The organism is Dyadobacter sandarakinus, from assembly GCF_016894445.1.
GTDB lineage: Bacteria > Bacteroidota > Bacteroidia > Cytophagales > Spirosomataceae > Dyadobacter > Dyadobacter sandarakinus.
The window spans coordinates 3,983,707-4,006,504 of the sequence record NZ_CP056775.1 but is presented as its reverse complement, the minus strand read 5'-3'; the positions used below and the strand labels follow the sequence as shown (position 1 = coordinate 4,006,504).

The 22,798-nt window shown below is 51.8% G+C and carries 14 protein-coding genes; 6 read left to right on the top strand and 8 right to left on the bottom strand.

Going from position 1 to position 22,798, the window contains the following annotated elements:
* Positions 1 to 5: 5 nt before the first annotated feature.
* Genes HWI92_RS16200 through HWI92_RS16185 form a run of 4 tightly spaced genes read right to left on the bottom strand, consistent with a single transcriptional unit; the run spans position 6 to position 7,629 of the window.
* Positions 6 to 2,219, bottom strand: a complete 2,214-nt coding sequence (locus HWI92_RS16200; RefSeq protein WP_204657194.1) for a hypothetical protein — start codon at positions 2,217 to 2,219, stop codon at positions 6 to 8.
* Positions 2,220 to 2,229: 10 nt separating this feature from the next.
* On the bottom strand, positions 2,230 to 3,420 hold the full coding sequence (locus HWI92_RS16195; protein WP_204657192.1) for a sialidase family protein: 1,191 nt from the start codon (positions 3,418 to 3,420) through the stop codon (positions 2,230 to 2,232).
* A gap of 34 nt (positions 3,421 to 3,454) precedes the next feature.
* Complete coding sequence (locus tag HWI92_RS16190) at positions 3,455 to 5,707, bottom strand: ligand-binding sensor domain-containing protein (RefSeq protein ID WP_204657190.1); 2,253 nt, start codon at positions 5,705 to 5,707, stop codon at positions 3,455 to 3,457.
* Positions 5,704 to 7,629 carry a PfkB family carbohydrate kinase gene (locus HWI92_RS16185; RefSeq protein WP_204657188.1) on the bottom strand — a complete coding sequence of 642 codons (1,926 nt, stop codon included), beginning with the start codon at positions 7,627 to 7,629 and terminating at the stop codon, positions 5,704 to 5,706. Before HWI92_RS16185 ends, HWI92_RS16190 begins: the two co-directional genes overlap by 4 nt.
* Before the next feature lie 476 nt (positions 7,630 to 8,105).
* Between HWI92_RS16185 and HWI92_RS16180 the strand changes: the two genes are divergently transcribed.
* On the top strand, positions 8,106 to 8,645 hold the full coding sequence (locus tag HWI92_RS16180) for an RNA polymerase sigma factor (RefSeq protein ID WP_204657186.1): 540 nt from the start codon (positions 8,106 to 8,108) through the stop codon (positions 8,643 to 8,645).
* 72 nt (positions 8,646 to 8,717) lie between these two features.
* Here the strand turns inward: HWI92_RS16180 and lgt are convergent, their stop codons facing one another.
* Positions 8,718 to 9,557 (bottom strand): prolipoprotein diacylglyceryl transferase, encoded by an 840-nt coding sequence (lgt, locus tag HWI92_RS16175; RefSeq protein WP_204657184.1) that lies wholly within the window; start codon positions 9,555 to 9,557, stop codon positions 8,718 to 8,720.
* Between the two features lie 49 nt (positions 9,558 to 9,606).
* Between lgt and yidD the strand changes: the two genes are divergently transcribed.
* Complete coding sequence (gene yidD, locus HWI92_RS16170; RefSeq protein ID WP_204657182.1) at positions 9,607 to 9,816, top strand: membrane protein insertion efficiency factor YidD; 210 nt, start codon at positions 9,607 to 9,609, stop codon at positions 9,814 to 9,816.
* A 2-nt stretch (positions 9,817 to 9,818) separates the two neighbouring features.
* On the opposite strand, the gene HWI92_RS16165 is transcribed toward yidD, so the two are convergent.
* Positions 9,819 to 10,772: an AAA family ATPase gene (locus HWI92_RS16165; RefSeq protein WP_204657180.1), complete on the bottom strand. Its 954-nt coding sequence runs from the start codon at positions 10,770 to 10,772 to the stop codon at positions 9,819 to 9,821.
* Positions 10,773 to 10,808: 36 nt separating this feature from the next.
* Positions 10,809 to 11,672, bottom strand: a complete 864-nt coding sequence (gene prmC / locus HWI92_RS16160; RefSeq protein WP_204657178.1) for a peptide chain release factor N(5)-glutamine methyltransferase — start codon at positions 11,670 to 11,672, stop codon at positions 10,809 to 10,811.
* A gap of 91 nt (positions 11,673 to 11,763) precedes the next feature.
* Here prmC and ribD point away from each other — a divergent pair, with 91 nt between their 5' ends.
* Positions 11,764 to 12,855 carry a bifunctional diaminohydroxyphosphoribosylaminopyrimidine deaminase/5-amino-6-(5-phosphoribosylamino)uracil reductase RibD gene (ribD, locus tag HWI92_RS16155; protein ID WP_204657176.1) on the top strand — a complete coding sequence of 364 codons (1,092 nt, stop codon included), beginning with the start codon at positions 11,764 to 11,766 and terminating at the stop codon, positions 12,853 to 12,855.
* On the opposite strand, the gene HWI92_RS16150 is transcribed toward ribD, so the two are convergent.
* The gene (locus HWI92_RS16150) at positions 12,827 to 13,600 is read right to left on the bottom strand and encodes a shikimate dehydrogenase family protein (RefSeq protein ID WP_204657174.1); all 774 of its coding nucleotides are present in this window, start codon (positions 13,598 to 13,600) and stop codon (positions 12,827 to 12,829) included. The two genes, ribD and HWI92_RS16150, sit on opposite strands and share 29 nt — an antisense overlap.
* Positions 13,601 to 13,772: 172 nt before the next feature.
* On the opposite strand from HWI92_RS16150, the gene HWI92_RS16145 reads away from it, so the two are divergent.
* The 3 genes from HWI92_RS16145 to HWI92_RS16135 all read left to right on the top strand — a co-directional run bounded on the left by HWI92_RS16145 (position 13,773) and on the right by HWI92_RS16135 (position 22,795).
* Positions 13,773 to 18,611: a S8 family serine peptidase gene (locus tag HWI92_RS16145; protein ID WP_204657172.1), complete on the top strand. Its 4,839-nt coding sequence runs from the start codon at positions 13,773 to 13,775 to the stop codon at positions 18,609 to 18,611.
* A 295-nt stretch (positions 18,612 to 18,906) separates the two neighbouring features.
* Positions 18,907 to 21,513 (top strand): family 20 glycosylhydrolase, encoded by a 2,607-nt coding sequence (locus HWI92_RS16140; protein ID WP_204657170.1) that lies wholly within the window; start codon positions 18,907 to 18,909, stop codon positions 21,511 to 21,513.
* A gap of 31 nt (positions 21,514 to 21,544) precedes the next feature.
* The gene (locus HWI92_RS16135; RefSeq protein ID WP_204657168.1) at positions 21,545 to 22,795 is read left to right on the top strand and encodes an MFS transporter; all 1,251 of its coding nucleotides are present in this window, start codon (positions 21,545 to 21,547) and stop codon (positions 22,793 to 22,795) included.
* Positions 22,796 to 22,798: the final 3 nt, after the last annotated feature.

Genomic DNA, 22,798 nt, shown 5'->3' with positions numbered 1-22,798 from the left:
AAAAACTATTGCTGAGGTGCGCTGATCACGCCCAGGTACCGGCCCATCCAGTAAGGCAGCAGCCAGATATCCCCGGCACTGTGCTCCGATTGACCATTGCCTCCGTGATCGAGTGCAAACATGTTTCCATTATGGCGCTGTATGGGCCGCTCGTCCGGAGGCAGCACTTCTTTGGTTGTTTGTTTGCGGAAGTTCATTTCGATCTTTTCAATATCCTTCCGGTGACTGTTCCTGATCTCCCAGTCGATAAGGTCAAGCGGGTGCTCCTGCAGGTACCAGGCAGCCTCTTTCAGGTCAAACTCCCGCGTGCCCGTGAGCGCCGTGAAAATATTCCAGGCTCCTTCCTTTTCGGGACGCTCGGCCTGCCAGTGGTCAATGATGGATTGCCTGTACTTCGTTTTCAGCGAATCATTCAATGCATAGCGGTACAATCCCCAGTAGCCCAGGAAGTACATTTCGTCATCGGAGTGGTTCCAGCCGTCGGACATGTGCTTGGCATGCTCGTCGGCATCATCCGGTGCCATCCCGATCACACGCATAGGGCGCATCATATTTTCAAGATAGCCATAGCGGGTCATCAGCTCCATGGCCTTGGCCTTGTACTTTTCTTTTTTGGTAAAATGGTAAGCCGTCTGCAGCATGGCCACGATATTGGACGAGTTGAGCTTGCGGTCGCCCACATTCACCGGAAAGGAATTGACATAATTCGGGTTCCATTTGCCCCACATGGTCGGTTTCCCGTCATAGTCGATCAGGTACATATCATTTTTCAGGATGTGCGACATAACGGTATCTATCAGCACCACAGCCCTGCTTTTCAGAGCGGCATCATCCACGAGCTCTGCCATCGCACCAAATGCAAATATGTGACCAATCACTTCGTCGCTGCTCGTGGTCGACTTCCAGTCCCATTCCTTGTCGGGTGCATGCTGCCAGCGCTCGGGATCACCAAGTTCGGCAATGTGCCCGCTACGTTCAAAAGAGCGGGCCGGAAAGCCGGGTACAGGATTAATGCTGTACAACCGTTCCAGGGCATCCAGCGACTCCCGGCAGTTTTGCAGTGCCTCAGGCTCCCTGGTCACCGCATACCGGAAAATCTCGCCACCCAGGTACATGGACGTCCACAATCCGTCATTGTCGGAGTCTTCCAGAAAGCCCGTACCGATTTTGCCATGCTCCATATTGACCACGGTTGCATTGAATCCATTGCGAATATGCCTGGCCCGGACCTGCTGCTCCATACGCGCAGCTTTTTCGGACAGTGTCATTTTTTGAAAACAAATTTGCCCCAGTCCCTTGCTTGTGAGCACCAGTACCGAGTTAGCAGGACCTTTTTCTATATCCAAAACCGCATTGCCCGGAAGCCAGCGCTCACCATAGTAGTAATCAAACCTGCCGTCCGTACGTAGCGCAAATGCGCCCTCATTTGTCCCAAACCACATTTTTCCTCCTACATTCCTGACTGCGGTAATCTTTGTCACGGGGAGTTTCTGCATGAGGTTGCCACCTTGCTTTTTTAGTATATCAAAAACAAGAAAACCATCCGTGGTCCCGATGTAGATACTTTGGTCGAGCTGATCAAATGCTGTAAAATTGCTGCCACTGAGCACTTTGGATAACTTCTGATTGGCCGTAGTAAAGAGGTACAATGCATTTTTACCCAAAATCCAGAAGTCTGCTGCGCTAGTGCTGCCAAGCAGGCCCACGATGGCGTCATCGGGAATACTTCCGCTCCACAGCGTTTTGGAGTCGCGTACCAGCTGCAAAGCTTTGCCGTCAGACACCAGAAAAGTAAAGTCCCTGCTGCCGGCGAAGAGATTTGCACCTTTCAGATGATGATGGCAGAACAAAGACCCGGCCCATGCATTGCTGATGACAGCCTGATCCGTCAGATATATCAGCTGATCATTGTAGGAAGTCAGGTTAGTGATCTTTTTGTCTTTCATAAACCGGTACTGATTATCCGCACCTACTGTACCGGGATACTGAAACCGCCCGTCGCGCGTATTCTGCAGTCCTTCCGCTGCCAGCATCTGGATCACTCCATTGCGGTCGGCGGCGACTTCCAGCAGGGAAGTTTTGGTGGTATCGGCGTAAAACTTAATGCTGTAATCCTGCCAGAAAGGCTTGTCACTATGTACAGGCTGACCGGTATTTTGTGCCGGAAGCAGGTAGGGAAGGGTAATCAGGATAAAGAGTGAAAGGGTAAATTTTTGCATGATAAAACAATTAAAGATTGGATTTAGAAATCTGTAAAGGATCAACGGTAACATACCTGATTGTCTTTTTTCCTTTGGCAGGGTGGTGTGAGTAGGTGATCCGCAACAATCCGTCTGCGGTCTGGATCATACACGGGTATGAAAAGCTGCCCTGCCGGGAAAGATCATTTTCAAGATAGGTCTTCCATTTCCACGTTTTGCCTTCATCATCGGACAGCATGAGGGTAAGCTGGTACCTTCCCTCACTGATATCATTACCCAGAAATGCCCATCTGCCGTCTTGCAGCGTCAGCGCTTCCACGCTGGCTGTATTAGGAATTTCTGTTTTTCGAGAAACAGTCCAGGTTTCACCATTGTCGGCTGACTCGCTCCGATGCACGCGGCAGGGTGCATCTCCGCTGTCGCGCATGAAAGCAATGAGATTTCCATTCTTTTTGCGGATAAGTGCAGGCTGAATAGGGCCGCGACCTACAATCGGCAGACCGGGCCGCCAGGTACTTCCGTGATCTTCCGAAATGGCGAGCATGGACATATTGAAGCCATCGGAATAAAGCGGGAGCAAGATTTTTCCGGTGGGTTCCACAAGCGGTTTGATGCGCGTCATCCAGCCGATGCTGCGTTTGACGGGATCTTTGGCGGCTTCTGCAATCAGGTTATCGTACCGTGGTGCATACCCGGCCCAGCCATGGTGGTCATCAGGGAGTTCTTTGAATTTCTTGACAACCTCTTCGGCAAAGCGGGCGTCGGGTTTCAGTAAAATGTTATCCTGCCAGTTCCAGACCGGCGCACCCGCACCGGCATAGTCGGTGGAAGTCCTGAGGCGAAGGATGGATTGTTCCCAAAGGTTGGCCTGCACGGCAATCCAAATCAGAAAAATTTTGCCCCGGGCATTGAGAAAAAGTACCGGGTTACAATCAGGAATATGCGGTGTATCGGCCATCAGAAACGGTTCGGACCACTTGATTGTGCCTTTTTTCAATCTTGCACCCATTATCCGCACATCATCTGCATTGCGCTCGCCGCTCCCCTGAAACCAGGCTGCAAGCATATCTCCGTTGGGCAGACTTACCAGGCTGCTGCCGTGAACGTGCTGCTCCTGATGCGGGAAAATATTCATTTCCTGTGTGATGGCCGGACGCTGTGCATAGAGCAGGTGGGCGTTCAGGATGGTTGCGGTGAGAAGCGTAATCAGGTTTTTCATTTTATGCCACAAATGCACGGATGTACACGGATTGTTATTTTGAAATTTGCCCCAGGTACCGGCCCATCCAGTAGGGTAGGAGCCAGAACACAGGCTCGCGCTCAACCTGCGGATTCCCGCCGGCCAGCGTCCACGGATTTTTATCCCACCGGACAGTCATACGCAGGCTAGCGGGTTGAAGCGGACTTACCTGCCGGTCGTCCAGCACGGGCGTTCTCGTCATGGTCACATCTTCGCGCTTGCTGTGGTCAATTGGCCAGTCGATCAGGTCGAGGGGTGTATCCACGAGGAAGTTCACAGATTGCTGAACCTCTTCGTGCCGGTTTGTACAATAGTTATAAATGAAGTTGATCAGGGGATTCTGGTCACCGCGCCGGAGCTGATACCATTGTTCCATATGCTTTTTATAAAAGGACACCCGCTCCGGATCTTTCTCGCATTTGATCAAAATCGGGTATACATAGGCTTGCAGAACCAGGTCGAAATAGATCAGCCAAGCCGGGTTCTGGCTGGTGACGGCGGACATGTTTTTGAGATACTGCTCCTTTTTGATCAGATGCAGGTATTGTTGCTCATACCGGGCATAGCCTGTCATGAAATAGGCAAGTTTCAGAAAGGCAAGCATTTCCATGGAGTTCTGGTTGCGGTCGGGCAGCCACTCGGGATCGCGGTTGAGCTGGTCAGGCGACCATACCGACCAGCGTGTAGCCTTGCCATCCACATCGGCAAGGTTAAGCTTGTTTTTGATCAGGTAATCAACAATGCGACTGACGTGGGCGGCTATGACTTTTTTCTCGGCGGCATCAGCAGCAAGGGTATAGTAGAAGTAATAGCCAAACATGTGGCCGCACATTTCATCACTGCTGGTATCGCCTTTCCAAAGCCACTTCCCGTCAGCCGACTTGTGCCACCGGACCTCCACGGGCTTGAAGCGCGGCTCTTTGACCAGCTCATCGGCCAGTTCCTGCCTTGTATAGGTGCGGTTTCCATCGTGCATTTGCTTCCAGCCGGAGGGAATGATGGTTCTTGCAAAAAAGCCTTCGGTACCGGTCACTTCCTGCAGGAGTTTCAGAAATCCGAATGCCTTGTGCGCATTGGTCCTGGCTTGCGGATCTTTTGTAGCCGCATACCGAAAACTTTCCATAGCGAGGTAGTTGCCCGTATACTCACCGTCGTTATCATCGTCTTCGGGCTCCCAGGAGGCGGTATCGCCGGGAGTTCGCAAATGCGCCTGCCCGGCAATCCAGGGCGCCCTGATATGTCTTTTTTGAAGTACATCCTGAAAGTACAGCTCTTTTTCCGCCAGCGTCATACGCTTTTTCCTGATGGCACTTACGCCCTGAGGTGTCGCAATCCAGGCGGTACCTTCCCGGTCAAATGCAATATCATTCACATGGTCGTCCAGCAGCCACCTTCTCGAAAAACGCAGGGAGTGCGAACCATCGGGCAGGTACCGGACAACTCCGGTTTCAGTCCCGACCCACATCGTACTGTCGGGCGCATGACGGACGGTCGTGACGAACACCGAAGGAATGCCGTCTGCTACACGCAATTCCTTTTCCCTGGCATTAGTGTTCCGCACGGTCACGCCTCCGAGTCCGCCTACCCAAAGCTTGTGACCGGCATCGTATGCAAGTCCTTTTGTGTATCCGCTGATCAGCTGATCTGTTTGGTAAAAGTGGGTGCTACTGCTATCCTGCCAATGAAAAAGGCCGGCGTCGGTAGCAATCCAGAGCCCGCCTTTTTCATCAGAAACCACGTCCCGGAGGGAACGGGCAGCCAGCCCTTTCTGCGGGATGAATTGATCCCCTTTTTGCAGCCACATTCCCTGAGGGCCCATGGCATACATACCCTCTTTCGCGGCACATAGCATGGATATGGGGCCTTTGGGGACATCATGTTTTATCGTTTTTCCATTTTGATAACGATATAATCCATCCCACGCGCCCAGCCACACCATGCCCTTGCTGTCGATTGCGACGCGGTAGGCAGGGCCGGGATCATTGCCTAGCGGAATGCCTGTCCAGGTACGGGTTGTTTTTTGTTTGGTAAAAAAACCTGCTGCCGTGGCGATCCAAATGTTTCCGGCCGGGTCTGCTGCAATGCTTCTCACCTCATTCGTGCCGGCCCCGGCACTTACCGGATAAGCATCGTGGTACTCCTGCCAGAAAGGTTTGTCCTGCCAGACATTGTCTTTCGTATCGTCAGGCTGCTTTTGCTCACAAGCCGTGGCGATGATCAGAAAAGGGCATGTCCAGGCAAGAAAGCGGGAGAATAGCCGGATCATGCGGTGGTAAAGTTTTTACTTTCCTGAAAAAGCATGTGCAGCAGGCTGTGGTACTGTGAAAAATCGGGGATGAGCAGGTGGGCGCCGGCTTTGATGAGCCTGGGGCGTTTGGCAGGATTATGGCCGAAGCGCTGCACTTCATTGCTGGTGATACCAATGGAAATACCACCTGCCCGCCGTCCCTCACGGATTTCATCGGGGCCGTCGCCAAAAACTGCCAGCTCGCGGCCATGCAGGTTGTGCTCGCGGATGATCTTTTCAATGATCATCTTTTTGGAAAACTTGGTATAGTCGCGGAGTGCGCCGTAAATGCCGCCGTCAAACAAGTGCGCATAGCCGAGTGCCGATGCCTCGCGTCTGACGTCCTCCTCATCCGTGCCGCTGGCGAGGTACAGGGTTACTCCCCGGCTTTTGAGCTCCTGCAAAAAAGCTACGGCACCTTTGAGCGTAAAATCTTCCTGCCCAAGCTGCCCGCTGTTCAGTTTTGCGATGCGAAGGTTCACCATTTCCATCAAGCCTTCATTATACAATTCCTTGTACCGGAACTTGTCCAGGATCTCGTTTTCAGGGACAAAACCGAACTCTCGCACGAGCTCCACCAAACCTTCCATTTGATAGATGGTCTGGATCCCCGTGGTTGCATGAATAAATTCTTTTACCCGGTGCCGGACTTTATGAAACGCAGCAGCATCTACCGTCTCATAGTGCGCACCCAGGATGGAGCGCATCATGACAGGCTCCATAATCTCTTCCCAGCCTTGCCGGAACGTACTGATGGTACCGTCATGGTCAAAAACTGCATGGCGAATGTGGCCCAGCCTGCCCAGGACCTCAGGTACGCAAAGCTCGAACTCCGTACCCGGCATGAAAACCGCGGCACGGTCATTGGCAGCCAGGTCGGCCTGGTAAATGTAATCGGGTTCACGGCTGATGTGAAGGATCTCTCCGGCATTGGCAGTACCGGTCGTAAACAGCTTTTGTACGGTAACTGCGGCCGCAAAATTTGCAAACTCAGCAGCTTCGGCAGCGGGCACCTGCGCAGCCATGCACAGGGTAATCGCACTGATGGCCGTATCGCCGGCACCTACGGTGTCCAGTTTTCCTTTCAGCTGCAGGCCTGGTAGCGTATGCTGGCCGAGGTTGTCAAATGCAATAATGCCCCGCTCGCCACAGGTTACAAAGACGGGTTTTTGCGTATGGTTCTGCATTTGTTTTCCATACACAAGCACATCGGATAGGGGGATGTGATCAGCCGGGCTGGTAACCACACCAGCGAGTGCGGCAATTTCATGGTCATTGACTTTCAGGAACGTATTCCGGAACCGGGCATTGAAGTGCCGCGAATCCATCATTACGATTTTGTGTCGATATTTATCAAAAAGCCTGTTGGCACCCTCGATAAAGGATTCATTGTTGATGCTGCCGGTAATTTGCTGATTAAAGATCAGCGCGTCACACGCACGCAGGGCATCTTCCATCGCGGCAAGCAGCAAGTGGTCTGTCTCAATGCTCCTTTTACTGTAGACCCCGAAATCGATGCGCGGCTGCTCTTCTCCCGAATCAAGTCTTTTGAGGTAGCTGTATGTACTGAAATGTTCGGTTTGGGTAAACAAAGATGTGGTATCCGCTCCCAGATTTTGCAGCTGTCGTGCCAGCTCCCGTCCGTGCATATCTTCCCCGATCACCCCGATCACCCTGATTTCGGCCGGACAGAGTGCCGCCAGGTTGGCTACCACATTACCTGCACCCCCGGGCGAGTAGTAATCATGGGATACAGCCGCGGCGGGCAGGCCGGTTTCAATGGAAGTTTCGGATCCGCGCTCGTCCATGACCCAGTAAGCGTCCAGACAAAAATCGCCGTACACGGCAATGCGAACGGATGAAATCTTTTCAAGAATGCTGGTGATCTGGCTTTGTTCCATGAAAAAAGGCATTAGGAAGTTCGGGAAGCAAACGGGGCTGTTCCGGCTATTATACTCCCGGCACTTGCGGGCAGGCTATTGAAGGCAGGGCGATTCAGCCTGATTGTTAAAAATCGTAAAGAAATGCAGGCCGCATCTGTTCAGACTTGCCCGAATGTCTGTCATAAACAGTCTGGAAATGCCCGTTTAAGAAGGGATCAAAAAATTATTGTTATAGAATGGTTAAATCCACAGGTTTTGCGCAAATTGAAGATAGATTTACGCAAGTTGCGATAGTTGCACGGGAATAATCAGTGTAGATTTAAAAAGCCAATCGACTCAACGCCACACGGAAGGATTTATTAGTAGAAACCGTATTCGCGGAATTTACAATTGTCATCAGCAAGTTACGACATCCATTACCAAGGAATTTTCCAGAATGTCCATACTGATTACGCTTGAACTCTTACCCTTTCTTACCGTAAAAAACTACTGCCGTGGCTTATCCCGATGAATGTACCCTCACCAAAGTAACGCAAGGCGACGAAGCTGCCTTTGCGGAACTCTACAACTATTACAAAGCGCCTGCGCTCCGGTTTACTTTTTCCCTGCTGAAAGACGAGGAAGAAGCCGAAAACATGGTGCAGGACGTATTTATTAAGATCTGGGTAAAGCGCGCCCAGATCAAGCCTGACTATAATTTCAACTCCTACCTTTTTACGTGTCTGCGGAATATGGCATTTGACCATTTCAAGAAGATGGAAAAGAGCGAGCAGCTGCGCAGGCATTATATGGAAAACATGAACCTTGCAGCAGAGGATGGTAAGGAGGAGGATGAAAGAAGGATCAGCCTGGTGCAGGCAGCGGTAGAGTCACTTTCGATTAAAAGAAAGCTCATCCTCCGGTTGAATGTGGAAGAGGGGAAATCATACCAGGAAATCGCGGAGTTTCTGCGTATTTCCAAGAATACTGTAAAAAACCAGCTGGTAAAGGCAAAACAGATCCTGAGGGAGAAGGTAGATCTGGCAGCTGTCTGAACAAGAAAGAAACCTTACCCGGCCATAAACAAAGAAACAGAAGCTCAGGCTTCTGTTTCTTTGTTTACATTCCTAGTGTACAGCTGTTTGCTGAGGTATCCGGGGACTTTTGGCCTGCCAGATAAAGTAGATGCCCAGCAATACCACGGGTATGCTCAGGATTTGTCCCATGTTGAGGGCATAATTAGCTTCAAATGCCTCCTGATTTTCTTTCAGGAATTCGTACAGGAACCTCAGTGTAAATACCCAGACAAAGAAAACACCTACCATCAGCCCGCGTGGCGTGGCGGCTTTGTATTTGTTCCAGATGGCGAAGAGGATGAATGTCAGCACAAAGCAGGAGATGGATTCATAAAGCTGCGCAGGGTGCCGCGGAATTTTCAGAAACTCTGTATTGCGCAGAAAAATAAAGCCCCAGGGTACATCTGTCGGTTTTCCCACGATCTCGGAATTCATCAGGTTGCCGAAGCGGATAAAGGCACCGCCCAGTGCAATGGTAATGACCATACGATCGGCCACCCAGAAAAACGTTTGTCCCTTTGCCTGCCGGGACCGGCTGTACAGGTATAATCCGGTTATAATCCCGATCACAGCTCCATGGCTGGCGAGACCCGCATAGGGTGGAAGGATCACTTCCAATGGATTTTTAAATAACACCTCCGGCTCGTAAAACAGAAAATGCCCGATCCGTGCCCCGAGGACCGTGGAGAGCACCATATATAATGTAAGCGCATCAATATCTTCGAGTGTTTTGCCCTCTTTTCTGAAAATATGGATCATGATCTGCTGCCCGATCAGGAAGCCGGCAGCAAACAGCAGACCATACCAGCGCACCGGAAACGGACCAAAACCTATAAATTCGGGGATTGTGAGGATTTCGGGACTGGCATCCCAGAGAATATACGAAATCATGCGATCGGAATGTTTACTTTCAAAGATACTATTTAGCGCAAGAACATAAATGAAATTTTTGCTCGTGGCACTGGTGCGGATTTACCAGGGCGTATTGTCTCCGTACCTTCCCAATGCCTGCCGTTATACGCCCACCTGCTCCCAGTATATGATTCAGGCTGTGCAGAAATACGGCGCTGTCAAAGGCGGCTGGATGGGGCTGAAACGCATTTCGCGCTGCCATCCCTGGGGCGGGCACGGGCATGACCCCGTCCCCTGAACTTACCCGATTGCTACTTTCCGGAGAATAGAATCGATGATCGTGGTGGTGCGCACATTGTCGGCTTCGGCCTCGTAGTTGAGCAGGATCCGGTGGTTCATGATGTCGGGCGCGAGCTCCTTGATGTCCTCAGGAAGTACATAATCCCGTCCTTCGAGGTAGGCCAGCGCCTTGGCGGCACGGTTAAGGTTGATCGTGGCACGGGGGGACACGCCAAACTGAATGTAGCGGGCTTCGTCGCGCAGACCATAGTCGAGCGGGCGGCGGGTGGCAAATACCAGCTCGATAATGTACCTTTCCAGCGTATCGGACATATTTACCCGGTTCACATTTTCCCTGATCGCAAAAATATCCTGCTTGTTCAGGATCGCGCGGATCTGGTAGTCAAAGTTGATATCCGACATCCGGCGCATGACTTCCAGCTCATTGGTCTTGTCAAGATAATCCACAAAGACCTTCATCATAAATCGGTCGATCTGAGCCTCGGGCAGGGGATAGGTTCCTTCCTGCTCCACGGGGTTCTGCGTGGCAAGTACCAGAAAAGGTTTATCGAGCGGGTAGGTTTCATCCCCAATGGTCACCTGCTTTTCCTGCATGGCTTCCAGCAGTGCGGACTGCACCTTTGCCGGCGACCGGTTGACCTCGTCGGCCAGGATGATATTGGAGAAAATCGGCCCTTTTTTAACCTCGTAATCACCGATCTTAGGTTTGTAAATCATCGTCCCGATCAAATCGGCAGGCAGCAGGTCGGGCGTAAACTGTATGCGTTTGAAGTCGAGGTGGAGTACCTGCGACATGACATTGATGGTCAATGTCTTGGCAAGTCCCGGTACACCTTCCAGCAGAATATGGCCGCCGGTAAAGAGCCCGATGAGCAGGCGGTTGAGCAGCTTATCCTGGCCCACTACAACCTTACCCATCTCGTCCAGTACTTCCCTTATTTTCTCTATATACATGGATAAATGTTTAACATAAACCCTTTTCAGGGTAGATCACGACGCCCATATCGCCCGCACAAAGCGATCTTTTCCATTGATATCACGCAGGATCTCAACGTTTTTGTAATTCCTTTCCTCAAATACCTCCTTTGTTCCCGGCCCGAAATGCTCGTTGATTTCCACATAGCATTTGCCATTTTCTTTTAAATGGTAAACACCAAAGTCGGCGATGGCCTTATAAAAAAGCAAAGGGTCACTATCCTCCACAAACAACGCTACCTGGGGTTCAAAACGCAGTACATTGGGACGCATATGCTCCTGCTCGGAGTAGGTCACATAAGGCGGGTTGCTTACCAGGCAGTCGAACTTGATAATATCTCCCGGCAACGGAAAAGTTACATTGAGCATATCCTGCTTGGCAAACTTCACGTCGGCAATCAGCTGGCGGGCATTTTCGCGGGCTACTTCCAATGCTTCGTCGGATACGTCCCACGCATGTACGGTCACATGCGGCAGGAAGCGCGCCAGCACAATGGCGATACAGCCGCTCCCGGTGCCGATATCCAGGATAGATATATCCTTATCGGGCTCAGCATAGTCGCGGGTTACCATCCTCACCAGCTCTTCAGTCTCCGGACGGGGAATCAGTACCGACGAAGAAACCCGGAATTCGAGTCCGCAAAACTCCGTGGAGCCGATGATATGCTGCACGGGCTCATTGTTATTCAGTCGCGAGATAATGCTTTCCCAATCGGGCTGCGCAGTAGTAGGCGGGATCGGCCGGTCGACCAGCACATCAATGTTCCGCAGGCGCATATAATGTTCCAGCAGCATAAAGGTGATGGCCTGCGCTTCTTTCTCGGGATAAACTTGAATGGCTTTTAATATATGTTGATAAAGCTGACGTGCCGAAGTCATTTTCAGGTGTTTTTAATGCAATGTCGGAAAGTTAGCAAATTATGGGAACTCCCGAAAGCTGCATTCCGTAAGCCCTTTGTATTTTTGGGATATGGAATCGGATGTTCAATGGATGCAAAGGGCGCTGCAGCTGGCTGCCTACGGAATGGGAAATGTGAGCCCGAACCCCATGGTCGGCTGTGTGATTGTGCACGACGGCAGGATCATCGGCGAAGGCTGGCACCGGCAATATGGCGGGCCGCATGCAGAGGTACGTGCCGTGGAAAATGCAGATCATCAGGGCAATGCGCATCTGTTGGGCGAGGCTACTGCATACGTCACGCTCGAACCCTGCTCTCATTTTGGTAAAACCCCGCCCTGCGCCGACCTGCTGATCGCCAGAAAGCTGAGACGGGTGGTCGTATGCAATGAAGATCCCAATCCGCTCGTGGCCGGCCAGGGAATGCAAAAACTGCGGAATGCGGGCATTCAGGTGGAGAGCGGGCTGCTCTCGGAAGAGGGGGCAGCGCTGAACGTGCGATTTTTTACCGCCATGCGGCAGCACAGGCCTTATGTAATCCTCAAATGGGCCGAAACTGCAGACGGGTTCCTCGGGTATGACAATGGACTTCCGTTAAAGGTCAGCGGCGAACTTTCCAACATGCGCGTGCACCAGTGGCGAACCGAGGAAGACGCAATCCTGGTGGGGTACAAGACGGCGTGGATGGACAATCCAAGGCTCAATGTCCGTAAATGGGTAGGGCACGATCCAGTACGCATTGTACTTGACAGATACCTGCAGCTGCCTGCCAGCCTGAACCTTTTCGATCAGTCCCAGCCTACACTGGTGGTCAATCGCCGGGAAGCAACGCCTTTGCCGGCCGAACCCGAGCGGTACGCCACTGCCCACACTGTTGGCTACCTGAAAGTGGAACCCGGTATGGACGAGATCGGCGAAATGCTGCGCGGGCTTGTCAAAAGAAAAATACATTCCGTATTTGTGGAAGGCGGAGCGGCCGTCATCAACAGTTTCCTGCAATCCGGGCATTGGGACGAGATCCGGCGGTGCCAGGGATCATTTGCAATCGGGGAGGGGGTCAAGGCACCTGTACCGGCCGGTACGCTCTGGCATAGTGAGCAGGTACAGGGTGATTTATGGTCTTTCTACTCGGCAGCTACACACTCCAGATATTCTCCTCAGTAGTCCAGATTTCCCAGGCTTTCTCTGCCTGAAGTTCGAGCATTTTCAAGCCATTCTGTACCACTGCACCATGGGCGGCGCCATTTTTCAGGAAAAGGGTTTCGGCAGGGTTGTACACAAGATCATACAGGAAATGACCTTTCCCGATCCAGTCGTAATTCACAGGCGGGCATTCTTCGGTTTTGGGGAAAGTACCCAGTGGAGTTGTATTGATGATCAGCAGGTGACTTTTGAGGATATCTTCCGTCAATGCCTCGTACAGGATTGAATCGTCGCTTTTTTGCCGGGAAACGGTGAGGTATTCCACATGCAGATCCTGCAATGCAACCTGTACCGCCTTGGCAGCGCCTCCGTTTCCCAGAATCAGTGCCTGAAAGTTGCTGCATGTTTCGCCCCGCCGGTCGAGCCATTCCACGAGCGACTGCCGGAAGCCATAATAGTCTGTATTAAAGCCCTTGGTACTGCCGTCAGCATAGATTTTGATGGTATTCACAGCCCCGATCCGCTCAGCCGAGGAGTCATCCAGGTCGTCGAGGTACGCAATTACGTCTTTTTTGTAGGGAATGGTTACATTGAGGCCGCGCAGCCCTGATTTTTTTTTCAGGAGTGCAGGCAGCTCATCCAGTGACTTCATTTCAAACAGTTCATAACTGCTTTCCCTGATCTTTTCCCGGGTAAACTTGTCGGTGAAGTAGCGTTTGGAAAACGAGTGCGTGAGCGGGTATCCGATAAGGCCGTATAAATTCATGTGGGTCAATGTTTCGGGAAGGCGCGAAGTTAGTCCAGCAGGCAGGCATTTACAAGATTTTGAAGCATACCTCCATTTGAAAAGGCTGCGCGACCAAGCAGATGTAATATTTAATTTGTAAAATTTTATAAATTAAAGTAGAATTATCCTTTTATGGAATGCATTGAGCTGTATGAATTGGAAGTACATTTACCACACACTGATTACCTGCATGCTGGCACAGCTACCCACCCGGGCGCAGGCACCCGCAGACTACTCCATCCACCTGAGGGGCGGCACATTCACGCCTGAAAATAACCTGGTAAATGCCCCTGGCCTGCGGCTGGCGAGTTTGCAAAGTCCCGGAGATTCCATTGCATTTTGCATTTTACAATTTGAAAAAATACTGACGCAGGCTGAAAAAAGCAGCCTGGCAGCTTCGGGAGTCTACATCCTCGACTACATTCCCAACCTTGCCTATTCCGCGCTGGTACGTACCAATACCAGCGCAAATACTCTCACAACCATGCGCGGGAGGGCGATAGTACCTTTGCAGCCGGAACAAAAAATGGCTCCTGCGCTGGTGGCCGGCCAGGTTCCGCCGCATGCAGCCAGCGTGCCCGGGCAGGTGGATGTATGGATCAGTTTTCCCAAAATATATACCGCCATGCAGGTCAGAAGCCGGCTCCTGGCGGCAGGCTTTACCATATTGTCGGACAAGCACCAGGCCTACCACATTCTTGAACTACGCGTGCCCGCCGACCGGCTGCGCGCACTGGCTGCATTGCCCTTGGTAACCTACGTTCAGCCGGTACCATCGGCGGATAAAGGTTTTAACAATAAGACCACCGCCAATGCCCGGGCCAATATCCTGAGCTCATCCCTGCCCGGCGGCCGTAACCTGCATGGAGAAGGTGTGGTGATCGGGATCGGGGATGATTCCAATCCGCTGCAGCACGTGGATTTTAATGGAAGAATAATCAACCGCAACCCTGCGGATGGCGGCTCACATGGTATCCACGTGATGGGAACGCTGGCAGGTGCGGGCATTATGAACGAGCGTTACACGGGTTTTGCACCCAAGGCGACCCTCGTAGTGCAGGAATTTTCGAAAATCCTGGCCAATACCGCCGCCTATGTGCAGGATTATGGCATGGTAGTGACCAACAATTCGTACGGCGGGGATGACAATGATTGTTCTACATTCGGTACTTACGACCTGTATGCGCAAATGCTGGATGAGCAGGCATTCCGGTTCCCGCATCTGCAGCATGTATTTGCGGCGGGGAATAGTGGAAATATCACCTGCAGTCCTTATCCCGCAGGCTTCGGCAACATCCTGAGCGGCTACCAGACGGCCAAAAACGTGATCACGGTAGGCAGTACTTCCGAAACCGGCACAGTGGCATCCGGCAGCAGCCGCGGGCCTGTGCGCGACGGACGATTAAAGCCTGAAATTACTGCCCAGGGAATCAATATCACGTCCACCATTCCCGTCAATTTGTATGGTAATGCAACCGGAACCAGTATGGCAGCGCCGGCTGTGGCAGGCGGACTGGGGCTTTTGTACCAGAGATACCGCCAGCTGCACCAAGGTGCCGATCCGCGAAATGCATTGATGAAAGCACTCATTTGCAATGCAGGGACAGATAAGGGAAACGAAGGTCCGGATTTCAGATATGGGTACGGGTGGCTGAACCTGGCCCGGGCTTTGGAAATGATGGAAGCCGGATGGTACCGGAATGACTCGGTGGCTCATCAGCAAACCCAGGTGCACACGATTGCCGTACCCGTGGGGACAGCCCAGCTGAAGGTAATGCTGTACTGGAACGATCCCGCGGGTAACCTGCTGTCTGCACAAAATCTTGTTCACGATCTCGATCTGAGCATAACGGATCCATATTCGGCCACGACATTACCGCGCCTGCCCGATCCCGCACCTGGAAATGTGAGCAATGTGGCTGCAACCGGCGCCGACCATATCAATAATATGGAGCAGGTGGTGATCGACAATCCTGCGTCGGGCACCTACACTGTGAAAGTGGCAGGTACATCTGTGGCTCAGCATCCTATGCAGGAATATGTGGTCGTTTATGATATTTTACCCAATGTTACCCGGCTTACCTATCCCATCGGGAACGAGCGGCTGAAAGATGGCGATGCATTTTACATCTCCTGGGATGCCAATGGAAACGGAAACGGCACATTTACAGTCCAGTACTCACTCAATAACGGGGCACAATGGACAACCATCGCTCAAAATCTTGCCCCCGGAATAAGGCAGGTTGCCTGGACCATTCCGGCCAATACCCGGAGTGACCAGGCACGTGTAAGGGTGACAGACAATGGATCAGGCAATACTTCAGTAAGCGAACCCTTTACCATTCTTGGTGTGCCTACATTAACACTTTCAGCCGGGCAATGCGAAGGGTATGCGGCTATTGACTGGACCCAGGTTGCCGGCGCAACAGACTATGAGGTAATGCTCCTGAACAAGGGCGAGATGCTGCCCGTAACCGTCACCGCGGGTACCAGCTACGTTTTCAGTGGTTTGTCCAAAGACTCCACCTATTACTTTGCTGTGCGGGCGAGGCTCAATGGAAAGCCGGGAAGGCGGGCGTTGGCCATTTCCCGCAAGCCTGACTCTGGAACCTGTACGGGTACTATCTCGGATAATGATCTGGCGGTCAGTGCGGTCATTTTCCCGGCGGGATCAGGGCGGCTGCTGACATCTTCTGCGTTGAGTAGCAATGCATTTATCAAAATAAAAATCAAAAACCTGGATGATGCAGACCATGCGGGGCCTGTGCAAGCGGGTTTTTTCCTGAATGGCGTGGCTGGACCTTTGGAAACGATCAGTCCGGCAATTGAAAAAGGAAAAACGTACGATCACACTTTTGCATCCAGTGTGAACCTGGCGGCGGCAGGCACGTATGTACTTAAAGTTTATGTGAAAAAAGCAGGGGATGCAGTAGCAGTTAATGATACATTGACACGCATTTTCAGGCAGCTCGGCAACCCTGCAGTCGTGCTGCCTTTTACGGATAACTTCGAGGCACTTGCACCGCAGTCCGTCGGGGCGGGACAGCAGGGGCTGGCGGGTTCCGACCGGTATGACTTTACGGCCACTACGGATGCAGGACGGTTGCGGACTTTTGTAAATACGGGCATTGCTGCGTCGGGCAGCAGGGCGCTGACCCTTGATGCCAACCGTTTTTACAGTGCCGGTAATGCCGGGTACCTGTGGGGGACATTCAATCTGAGCAACTACAGCATTGCGGGCAGTGATGTACGTTTTGGTTTTAAGTATAAAAACCACGGACAAAAGTCCAATGCAGCCAATAAAGTATGGATCCGCGGAAAGGATACCGATCCCTGGATTGAGGCATACGACCTCTTTGCCAGCCAGAATACACCCGCCGATGGTTATAAGACTTCGCCGGGCATTGAAGTCAGTAACCTGCTTTTTCAGAATAATCAAAATTTCTCGTCCAGCTTCCAGGTCAGGCTGGGACAGTGGGGCAATACCCTTACCGCAGACAGCAGCAGCGGTGCAGGTTACAGTTTTGACGATTTTGAACTTTTCACGGTCACAAACGACATACAGCTGCTGGCCATACAGCATCCCGGGGCAGATGCCTGTGCACTGGACAATGCAGCGGAGATTACCGTACAGGTAAGAAACAGCTCGGCAACCGACCTGACCAATATTCCGGTCAGCTACCGCATTGACGACGGGCAGGTAATCAGCGAGCTGGTCCCGTCTATCCCGAAAAGGACAACGATCTCATTTACATTCAGTGCCAAAGCCAATCTGGCAGCCTACGGCAAACACAGGGTGCGGGTGTGGTCATCGCTGGGATCGGATACTTTCGCGGATAATGACAGTACCGGAGTGGAGCTGTACAATGCACCTGTGGTAACTGCATTTCCCTATGAGCAATCTTTTGAAAGCGGCGATGGCTACTGGCACAGTGCCGGGCGCAACAGTTCCTGGGCGTACGGCACGCCGGGTTCGCCCAAAATCACCCAAGCTGCCAGTGGGACAAAGACCTGGAAAACCAATCTCACGGGGAAATACAATGATCGTGAAGATTCGTACCTGTACTCGCCCTGCTTTGACATTGCGGGTATGCAGTATCCTTACATTGATTTCAATCTGGCGCTCGATATTGAAGATTGTGACCCCGATCCCTGCGACTTTCTTTACCTGGAATATTCAGGCGACGGGGGCGCATGGACGAGGCTGGGCACGGAAGGATCAGGTGTAAACTGGTACAATAAAACGTACTCAGGAGCAGGTGTATGGAGCATAAAGGATGAAGTGCAGTGGCGCAGGGCGGGCATGCGCCTCCCGCAGGGACTGTCGGGCATCCGGTTCCGCTTTGTGTTCCATTCAGATGGGTATACCGGTTATGAAGGGGTGGCAATTGACGATATACGGGTTTACAACAATACGGCCCTGCCCGTGAACCTGCTTGCATTTACGGCTGAAAAGAAATTGTCCGAGGCCGGAGAAGCTGCCTTTTTGAAATGGCAAACGGCTCAGGAACAAAACTTTGATCATTTTGTCGTGGAAGTGGCTGCGGGTGATACTGCTTACCTGGCAGGGCATTTCAGGGTGATTGGCAGGGTCGCGGGCGGAAGGTCAGCTTATGCATTTGAACACAGGGGCACGGCGCAGAGCGGACGTAATTATTACCGCCTGCAAATGGTGGATAAGGATAGCAGTAGCGCTTATTCGCAGGTGCGGGTGCTCGACTTCCGTAGCACGCCGGAGTGGATAGCATTGCCCAATCCTGCATCGGGTGAGTTTTTTGTGCAGGGTACGGCAAAAGCAGGTGAAAAGGTGCTGATCCAGGTATATGATGCCGCCGGAAAGCAGCGCAGGAAGCAGCAGTTTACAGCTTTGGGAGGCAGGCAATTCTTTCGTATGGATCTGACCGGTGCGGATTGTCCCGAAGGATTGTATATGCTGGAAGTGCTTGCAGGAAGGGAAAAATATGTTTTAAAAGTGCTGAAAGTACATTAACCGTCAGTCCCGGAATGACGGTCTGCTCCATTTATTCCTGGGAAAAGAAAGTCGCCTGGAAAAATGTGGATGCCTGAAGAACGCACTGCATACAGCATACTATCCGGTTCCGGATTGATACCCGCATGGCTGTAAACGTTTCGATCTCGCAAAACTCCTTTTAAATTGCGTAGTTTAAGCGAATATTAAGGCATTGGAGGGGATTACTGGTATGATCTGTAAAAACACCAGTATTATTCCTGAACCCGGCCTTGCCTTGCTCCTTACCATTTCATAACCCGTTTTTTCATTCAAAATGAAGCAGAAGCTACTTTACTATCAGTTTGTTTTCCTTTTTATCCTGACGCTGGCCGCGTGCAGCCGCTCGGGAGATGTCACCCAAGAGCAAGCTCAGAAGATCGGGGTTTCCTGGAAGCTTGTGAGCAACTTTACCGAGCCCGATGGCGGCTTTGATGCCCGGTTTGTTCTTAAAAACAGCAGTAACATCACGCTGGATGCGGCAAACTGGAAGTTGTTTTTCAACATGTCGCCACGGCCAATACAGTCTAACAAAACACCTCAGCCGGCCGTTGTGGAGCATATCAATGGCGATTGGTACCGGATCGTAGCAGGGAAAGATTTCAAGCTTGCACCGGGTGATTCCATTACCATCAATTACAGAGGAACCGAAGGTGTGATCAAAGAGACGGATGCGCCCATGGGGTTGTATTTTGTTTTTTATGATAAAGAAGGAAAAGAAAAAGACATCGTAGAGGTAACGGATTACAAGGTTGAACCATTTACTACAAAAGAGCAGATCCTGCGCGGAAAGCGTGATCTGAGGCAGGTACCTACGCCGGCAACCCGGTATGCAGCCAATCTCAAATTCAGCAGGGTTGGTGAGGAGCAGTTACATAAAATTATCCCGACTCCGGTGAGCATGAAAGCCGGTGAGGGAACATTCGCACTGAGCGGTGTAACCCAGGTATTTTACCAGGATGGTCTTGAAAATGAAGCGAAGTACCTGATCGGAAAGCTAAAAACATTAACCGGTGCCGACCTGCCGATCCAGGCCGGGCTGCCGCAGACCAGCGCTCCTGATGCCAATGCCATTATCCTGCAAAAAGGGGCTGTGAATGTAAAGGGAATTACAGCCGAAGCCTACAAGCTGAACATCGACGCAAAAGGAGTTGCCATCACAGGCGCTGATGCTGCGGGTGTTTTTTATGGTGTCCAGAGCCTGCTGCAGCTTGTGCCTACGGAAGCTTACCTGAAAGAAACACCATCTCTGGGACTGGGTTATGTGCAAATAGAAGATGCGCCCCGCTTTCATTTCCGCAGCATGCACCTGGACGTAGCGCGCAACTTTCAGACGAAGGAATCCGTCAAGCGAATTCTGGATCTGCTGGCTTCCTATAAGCTGAACCACATGCTTCTGTACATTACTGAAGATGAGGGCTGGCGCGTGGAAATTGACGGATTGCCGGAGCTGACCGAAGTAGGCGCGCAACGCCAGCATACCTCGGGTATGGCAGCATCTGCCCTGCATCCAAGCTACGGATCGGGTCCGTTTGCCAAAGACAAGAGCAAATATGGCAGCGGATATTATACCAAGGCCGACTTTATCGAAATCCTGAAATACGCAAATGAGCGCCACATCAAGATCATCCCCGAGCTAAACTTTCCGGGACATGCGCTGGCGGCGATCAAGTCTATGGAGGCGCGGTACGAAAAGTTCATGAAGGAAGGCAAGGAGAAGGAAGCCAGCGAGTACCGCCTGATCGATCCAGAGGACAAGTCGGTATACCTTTCTGCACAGGCTTACAAAAACAATGTGGTAAGTCCCGCGCGGCCTTCTACCTATCATTTTTACGAAAAAGTAGTAGACGAAATTACGAAACTTTACCAGCAGGCCGGGCTTACGCTGGATACCTTCCATACGGGTGGTGATGAGGTAGCTGATGGTGCCTGGACCAAATCCCCGATGGCTGCCAAACTGATGAAGGAACATCCGGAAATCAAATCTTACCGCAACATGCAGACCTACTTTTTCAGAAACCTGCTGCCGCTTCTGGAAAAAAGAAAACTGAAAGTACATGGCTGGGAAGAAGTAGCGCTCACCAAAACCGAGCAGGGTGCATACCTGGCCAACCCGGAGTTTGTAGGTCACCAGGTGGTGCCCTATGTCTGGAATAATGTGTATGATGTAGACCTTGGCAACAGGCTCGCCAATGCTGGCTACCAGGTCGTACTCTGTAATGTGACCAACTTTTACTTTGACATGTCGTACGACAATGATCCGAAAGAGCCGGGCCTGTACTGGGGCGGGTTTGTGGACACGCGCGACAACTGGCTTTTCTCGCCCTACAACATGTTCAGGACTACAGAGGAAACCTCGATGGGTAAGCCGATGAAGGAGGAGTTTGCGGGCAAGCAGGCAATGAAGCCCGAAGCCCGCAAAAATGTGATCGGTGTGGAATGCCAGCTTTGGTGCGAAACGATCAAAGGCCGGGAAATGATGGAATACATGATCCTGCCCAAATTGTTCGGCTTTTCGGAAAGTGCATGGACTGAGCGGAACTGGGAAAACGTGACGGATGATGCAAGTTTCAAGAAAATGACCGATCAAGGCTGGAATGTTTTTGCCAATTCCATTGCACAGCGGCATCTACCACGCTGGAAGACCATCAATGGCGGCTACAACTACAGGCTTCCAATGCCGGGTGCCATCGTTGAAGGCGGTATGCTTAAAGCCAATACTGAGTTGCCTGGCCTGGAAATTCGCTACACCACCGACGGCTCCGAGCCGACCGTAAAATCTGCTTTGTACAAGGACCCCGTGAAAGCAGCAGGTACGATCAAGCTGAAAGCTTTTGACATGGCGGGCTGGGCGAGCCGGACGAGCGAAGTCGCGGCGCAGTAACCATTGTAACTATCCGAGCCGAAAAGCCCTCATGAGAAGAAACCCGCTTATCGTCGTCCTGATTCTGCTGATCTTTTTTGTTATTTCCTTTCTGACGAATATCCTGGGACCTATCATCCCGGATATTGTCAGGAGCTTTGGTCTGAGTATCGGGCTGGCGGGGTTCCTGCCTTTTGCATTCTTTGTGGCATACGGGATCATGTCGATCCCGGCCGGGCTGATGGTTGAAAAATATGGAGAAAAGGTGGTGCTGGTCACCGCCTTTTTTCTTGCATTCGGAGGTGCATTGCTGTTTGCCATTTTGCCGGGCTTCGGTATCGCCCTGCTCTCACTTTTTCTGATCGGGATCGGAATGGCGATGTTACAGGTGGTCATCAACCCGCTGCTGCGGGTGGCAGGCGGGGAAGAAAAATTCGCGTTTTTCTCGGTACTCGCCCAACTTTTTTTCGGAGCTGCATCGTTTCTGAGCCCGCTGCTGTATAGTTACCTTGTACTGCATGTGCATTCGGGTGAGTCAGGTTTTTTGATAAATATCTTGAATAACCTGGTACCAGCCGATCTGAAATGGGTGTCGCTGTACTGGGTTTTTGCGGTAATTGCGCTGATGATGATCCTGGTGATTGCGGCTGTACGCCTGCCCAAGGTTGATCTGCGGGAGGATGAGCGTATGGACGTAGGCAGCTCATTTTCCGAGCTTGCTGCCAACCGGACAGTATGGTTGTTTTTTCTGGGCATATTTGCCTATGTAGGTACTGAGCAGGGTATTGCTAACTGGATCTCCCAGTTTTTGCAAACGTACCATTCGGTAGATCCGGCAACCACGGGCGCCTCGGTAATATCCTACTTCTGGGGCCTGCTTACGGTGGGATGTTTACTGGGACTACTGCTGCTCAAACTGGCCGACAGCCGCCGGGTACTTGCAATTTTTACAGCATGTGCCGCAGTTTGTCTGCTCTCTGCATTGTTTGGTCCTGTCAAAATCGCGTTGTATGCATTTCCGCTGGCGGGCTTTTTCGCATCGGTGATGTACTCGGTAATTTTTTCACTGGCGCTGAATTCGGTGCCGCGTCATCATGGAACGTTCTCGGGGATTTTGTGCGCGGGCATTGCGGGCGGAGCGGTAGTACCTCTGGTTGTGGGTGGCCTGGCAGAGCTGACCGGGCTGCGGCTGGCCATGCTGTTCCTGCTGCTTCCGCTGGGGTATATTTTCAGCATTGGTTTCTGGTCCAAGCCATTGGTCAACAATGAAACGGTTTCCAGCCTCCGGGAACTGTTCAGCTAGTTT

Excerpts from the sequence above, each read along its gene's own strand:
- HWI92_RS16200 (WP_204657194.1), bottom strand. The coding sequence starts at position 2,219 with ATGCAAAAATTTACCCTTTCACTCTTTATCCTGATTACCCTTCCCTAC.
- HWI92_RS16195 (WP_204657192.1), bottom strand. The coding sequence starts at position 3,420 with ATGAAAAACCTGATTACGCTTCTCACCGCAACCATCCTGAACGCCCAC.
- HWI92_RS16190 (WP_204657190.1), bottom strand. The coding sequence starts at position 5,707 with ATGATCCGGCTATTCTCCCGCTTTCTTGCCTGGACATGCCCTTTTCTG.
- HWI92_RS16185 (WP_204657188.1), bottom strand. The coding sequence starts at position 7,629 with ATGGAACAAAGCCAGATCACCAGCATTCTTGAAAAGATTTCATCCGTT.
- lgt (WP_204657184.1), bottom strand. The coding sequence starts at position 9,557 with ATGATTTCGTATATTCTCTGGGATGCCAGTCCCGAAATCCTCACAATC.
- yidD (WP_204657182.1), top strand. The coding sequence starts at position 9,607 with ATGAAATTTTTGCTCGTGGCACTGGTGCGGATTTACCAGGGCGTATTG.
- HWI92_RS16165 (WP_204657180.1), bottom strand. The coding sequence starts at position 10,772 with ATGTATATAGAGAAAATAAGGGAAGTACTGGACGAGATGGGTAAGGTT.
- prmC (WP_204657178.1), bottom strand. The coding sequence starts at position 11,672 with ATGACTTCGGCACGTCAGCTTTATCAACATATATTAAAAGCCATTCAA.
- ribD (WP_204657176.1), top strand. The coding sequence starts at position 11,764 with ATGGAATCGGATGTTCAATGGATGCAAAGGGCGCTGCAGCTGGCTGCC.
- HWI92_RS16150 (WP_204657174.1), bottom strand. The coding sequence starts at position 13,600 with ATGAATTTATACGGCCTTATCGGATACCCGCTCACGCACTCGTTTTCC.
- HWI92_RS16145 (WP_204657172.1), top strand. The coding sequence starts at position 13,773 with ATGAATTGGAAGTACATTTACCACACACTGATTACCTGCATGCTGGCA.
- HWI92_RS16140 (WP_204657170.1), top strand. The coding sequence starts at position 18,907 with ATGAAGCAGAAGCTACTTTACTATCAGTTTGTTTTCCTTTTTATCCTG.
- HWI92_RS16135 (WP_204657168.1), top strand. The coding sequence starts at position 21,545 with ATGAGAAGAAACCCGCTTATCGTCGTCCTGATTCTGCTGATCTTTTTT.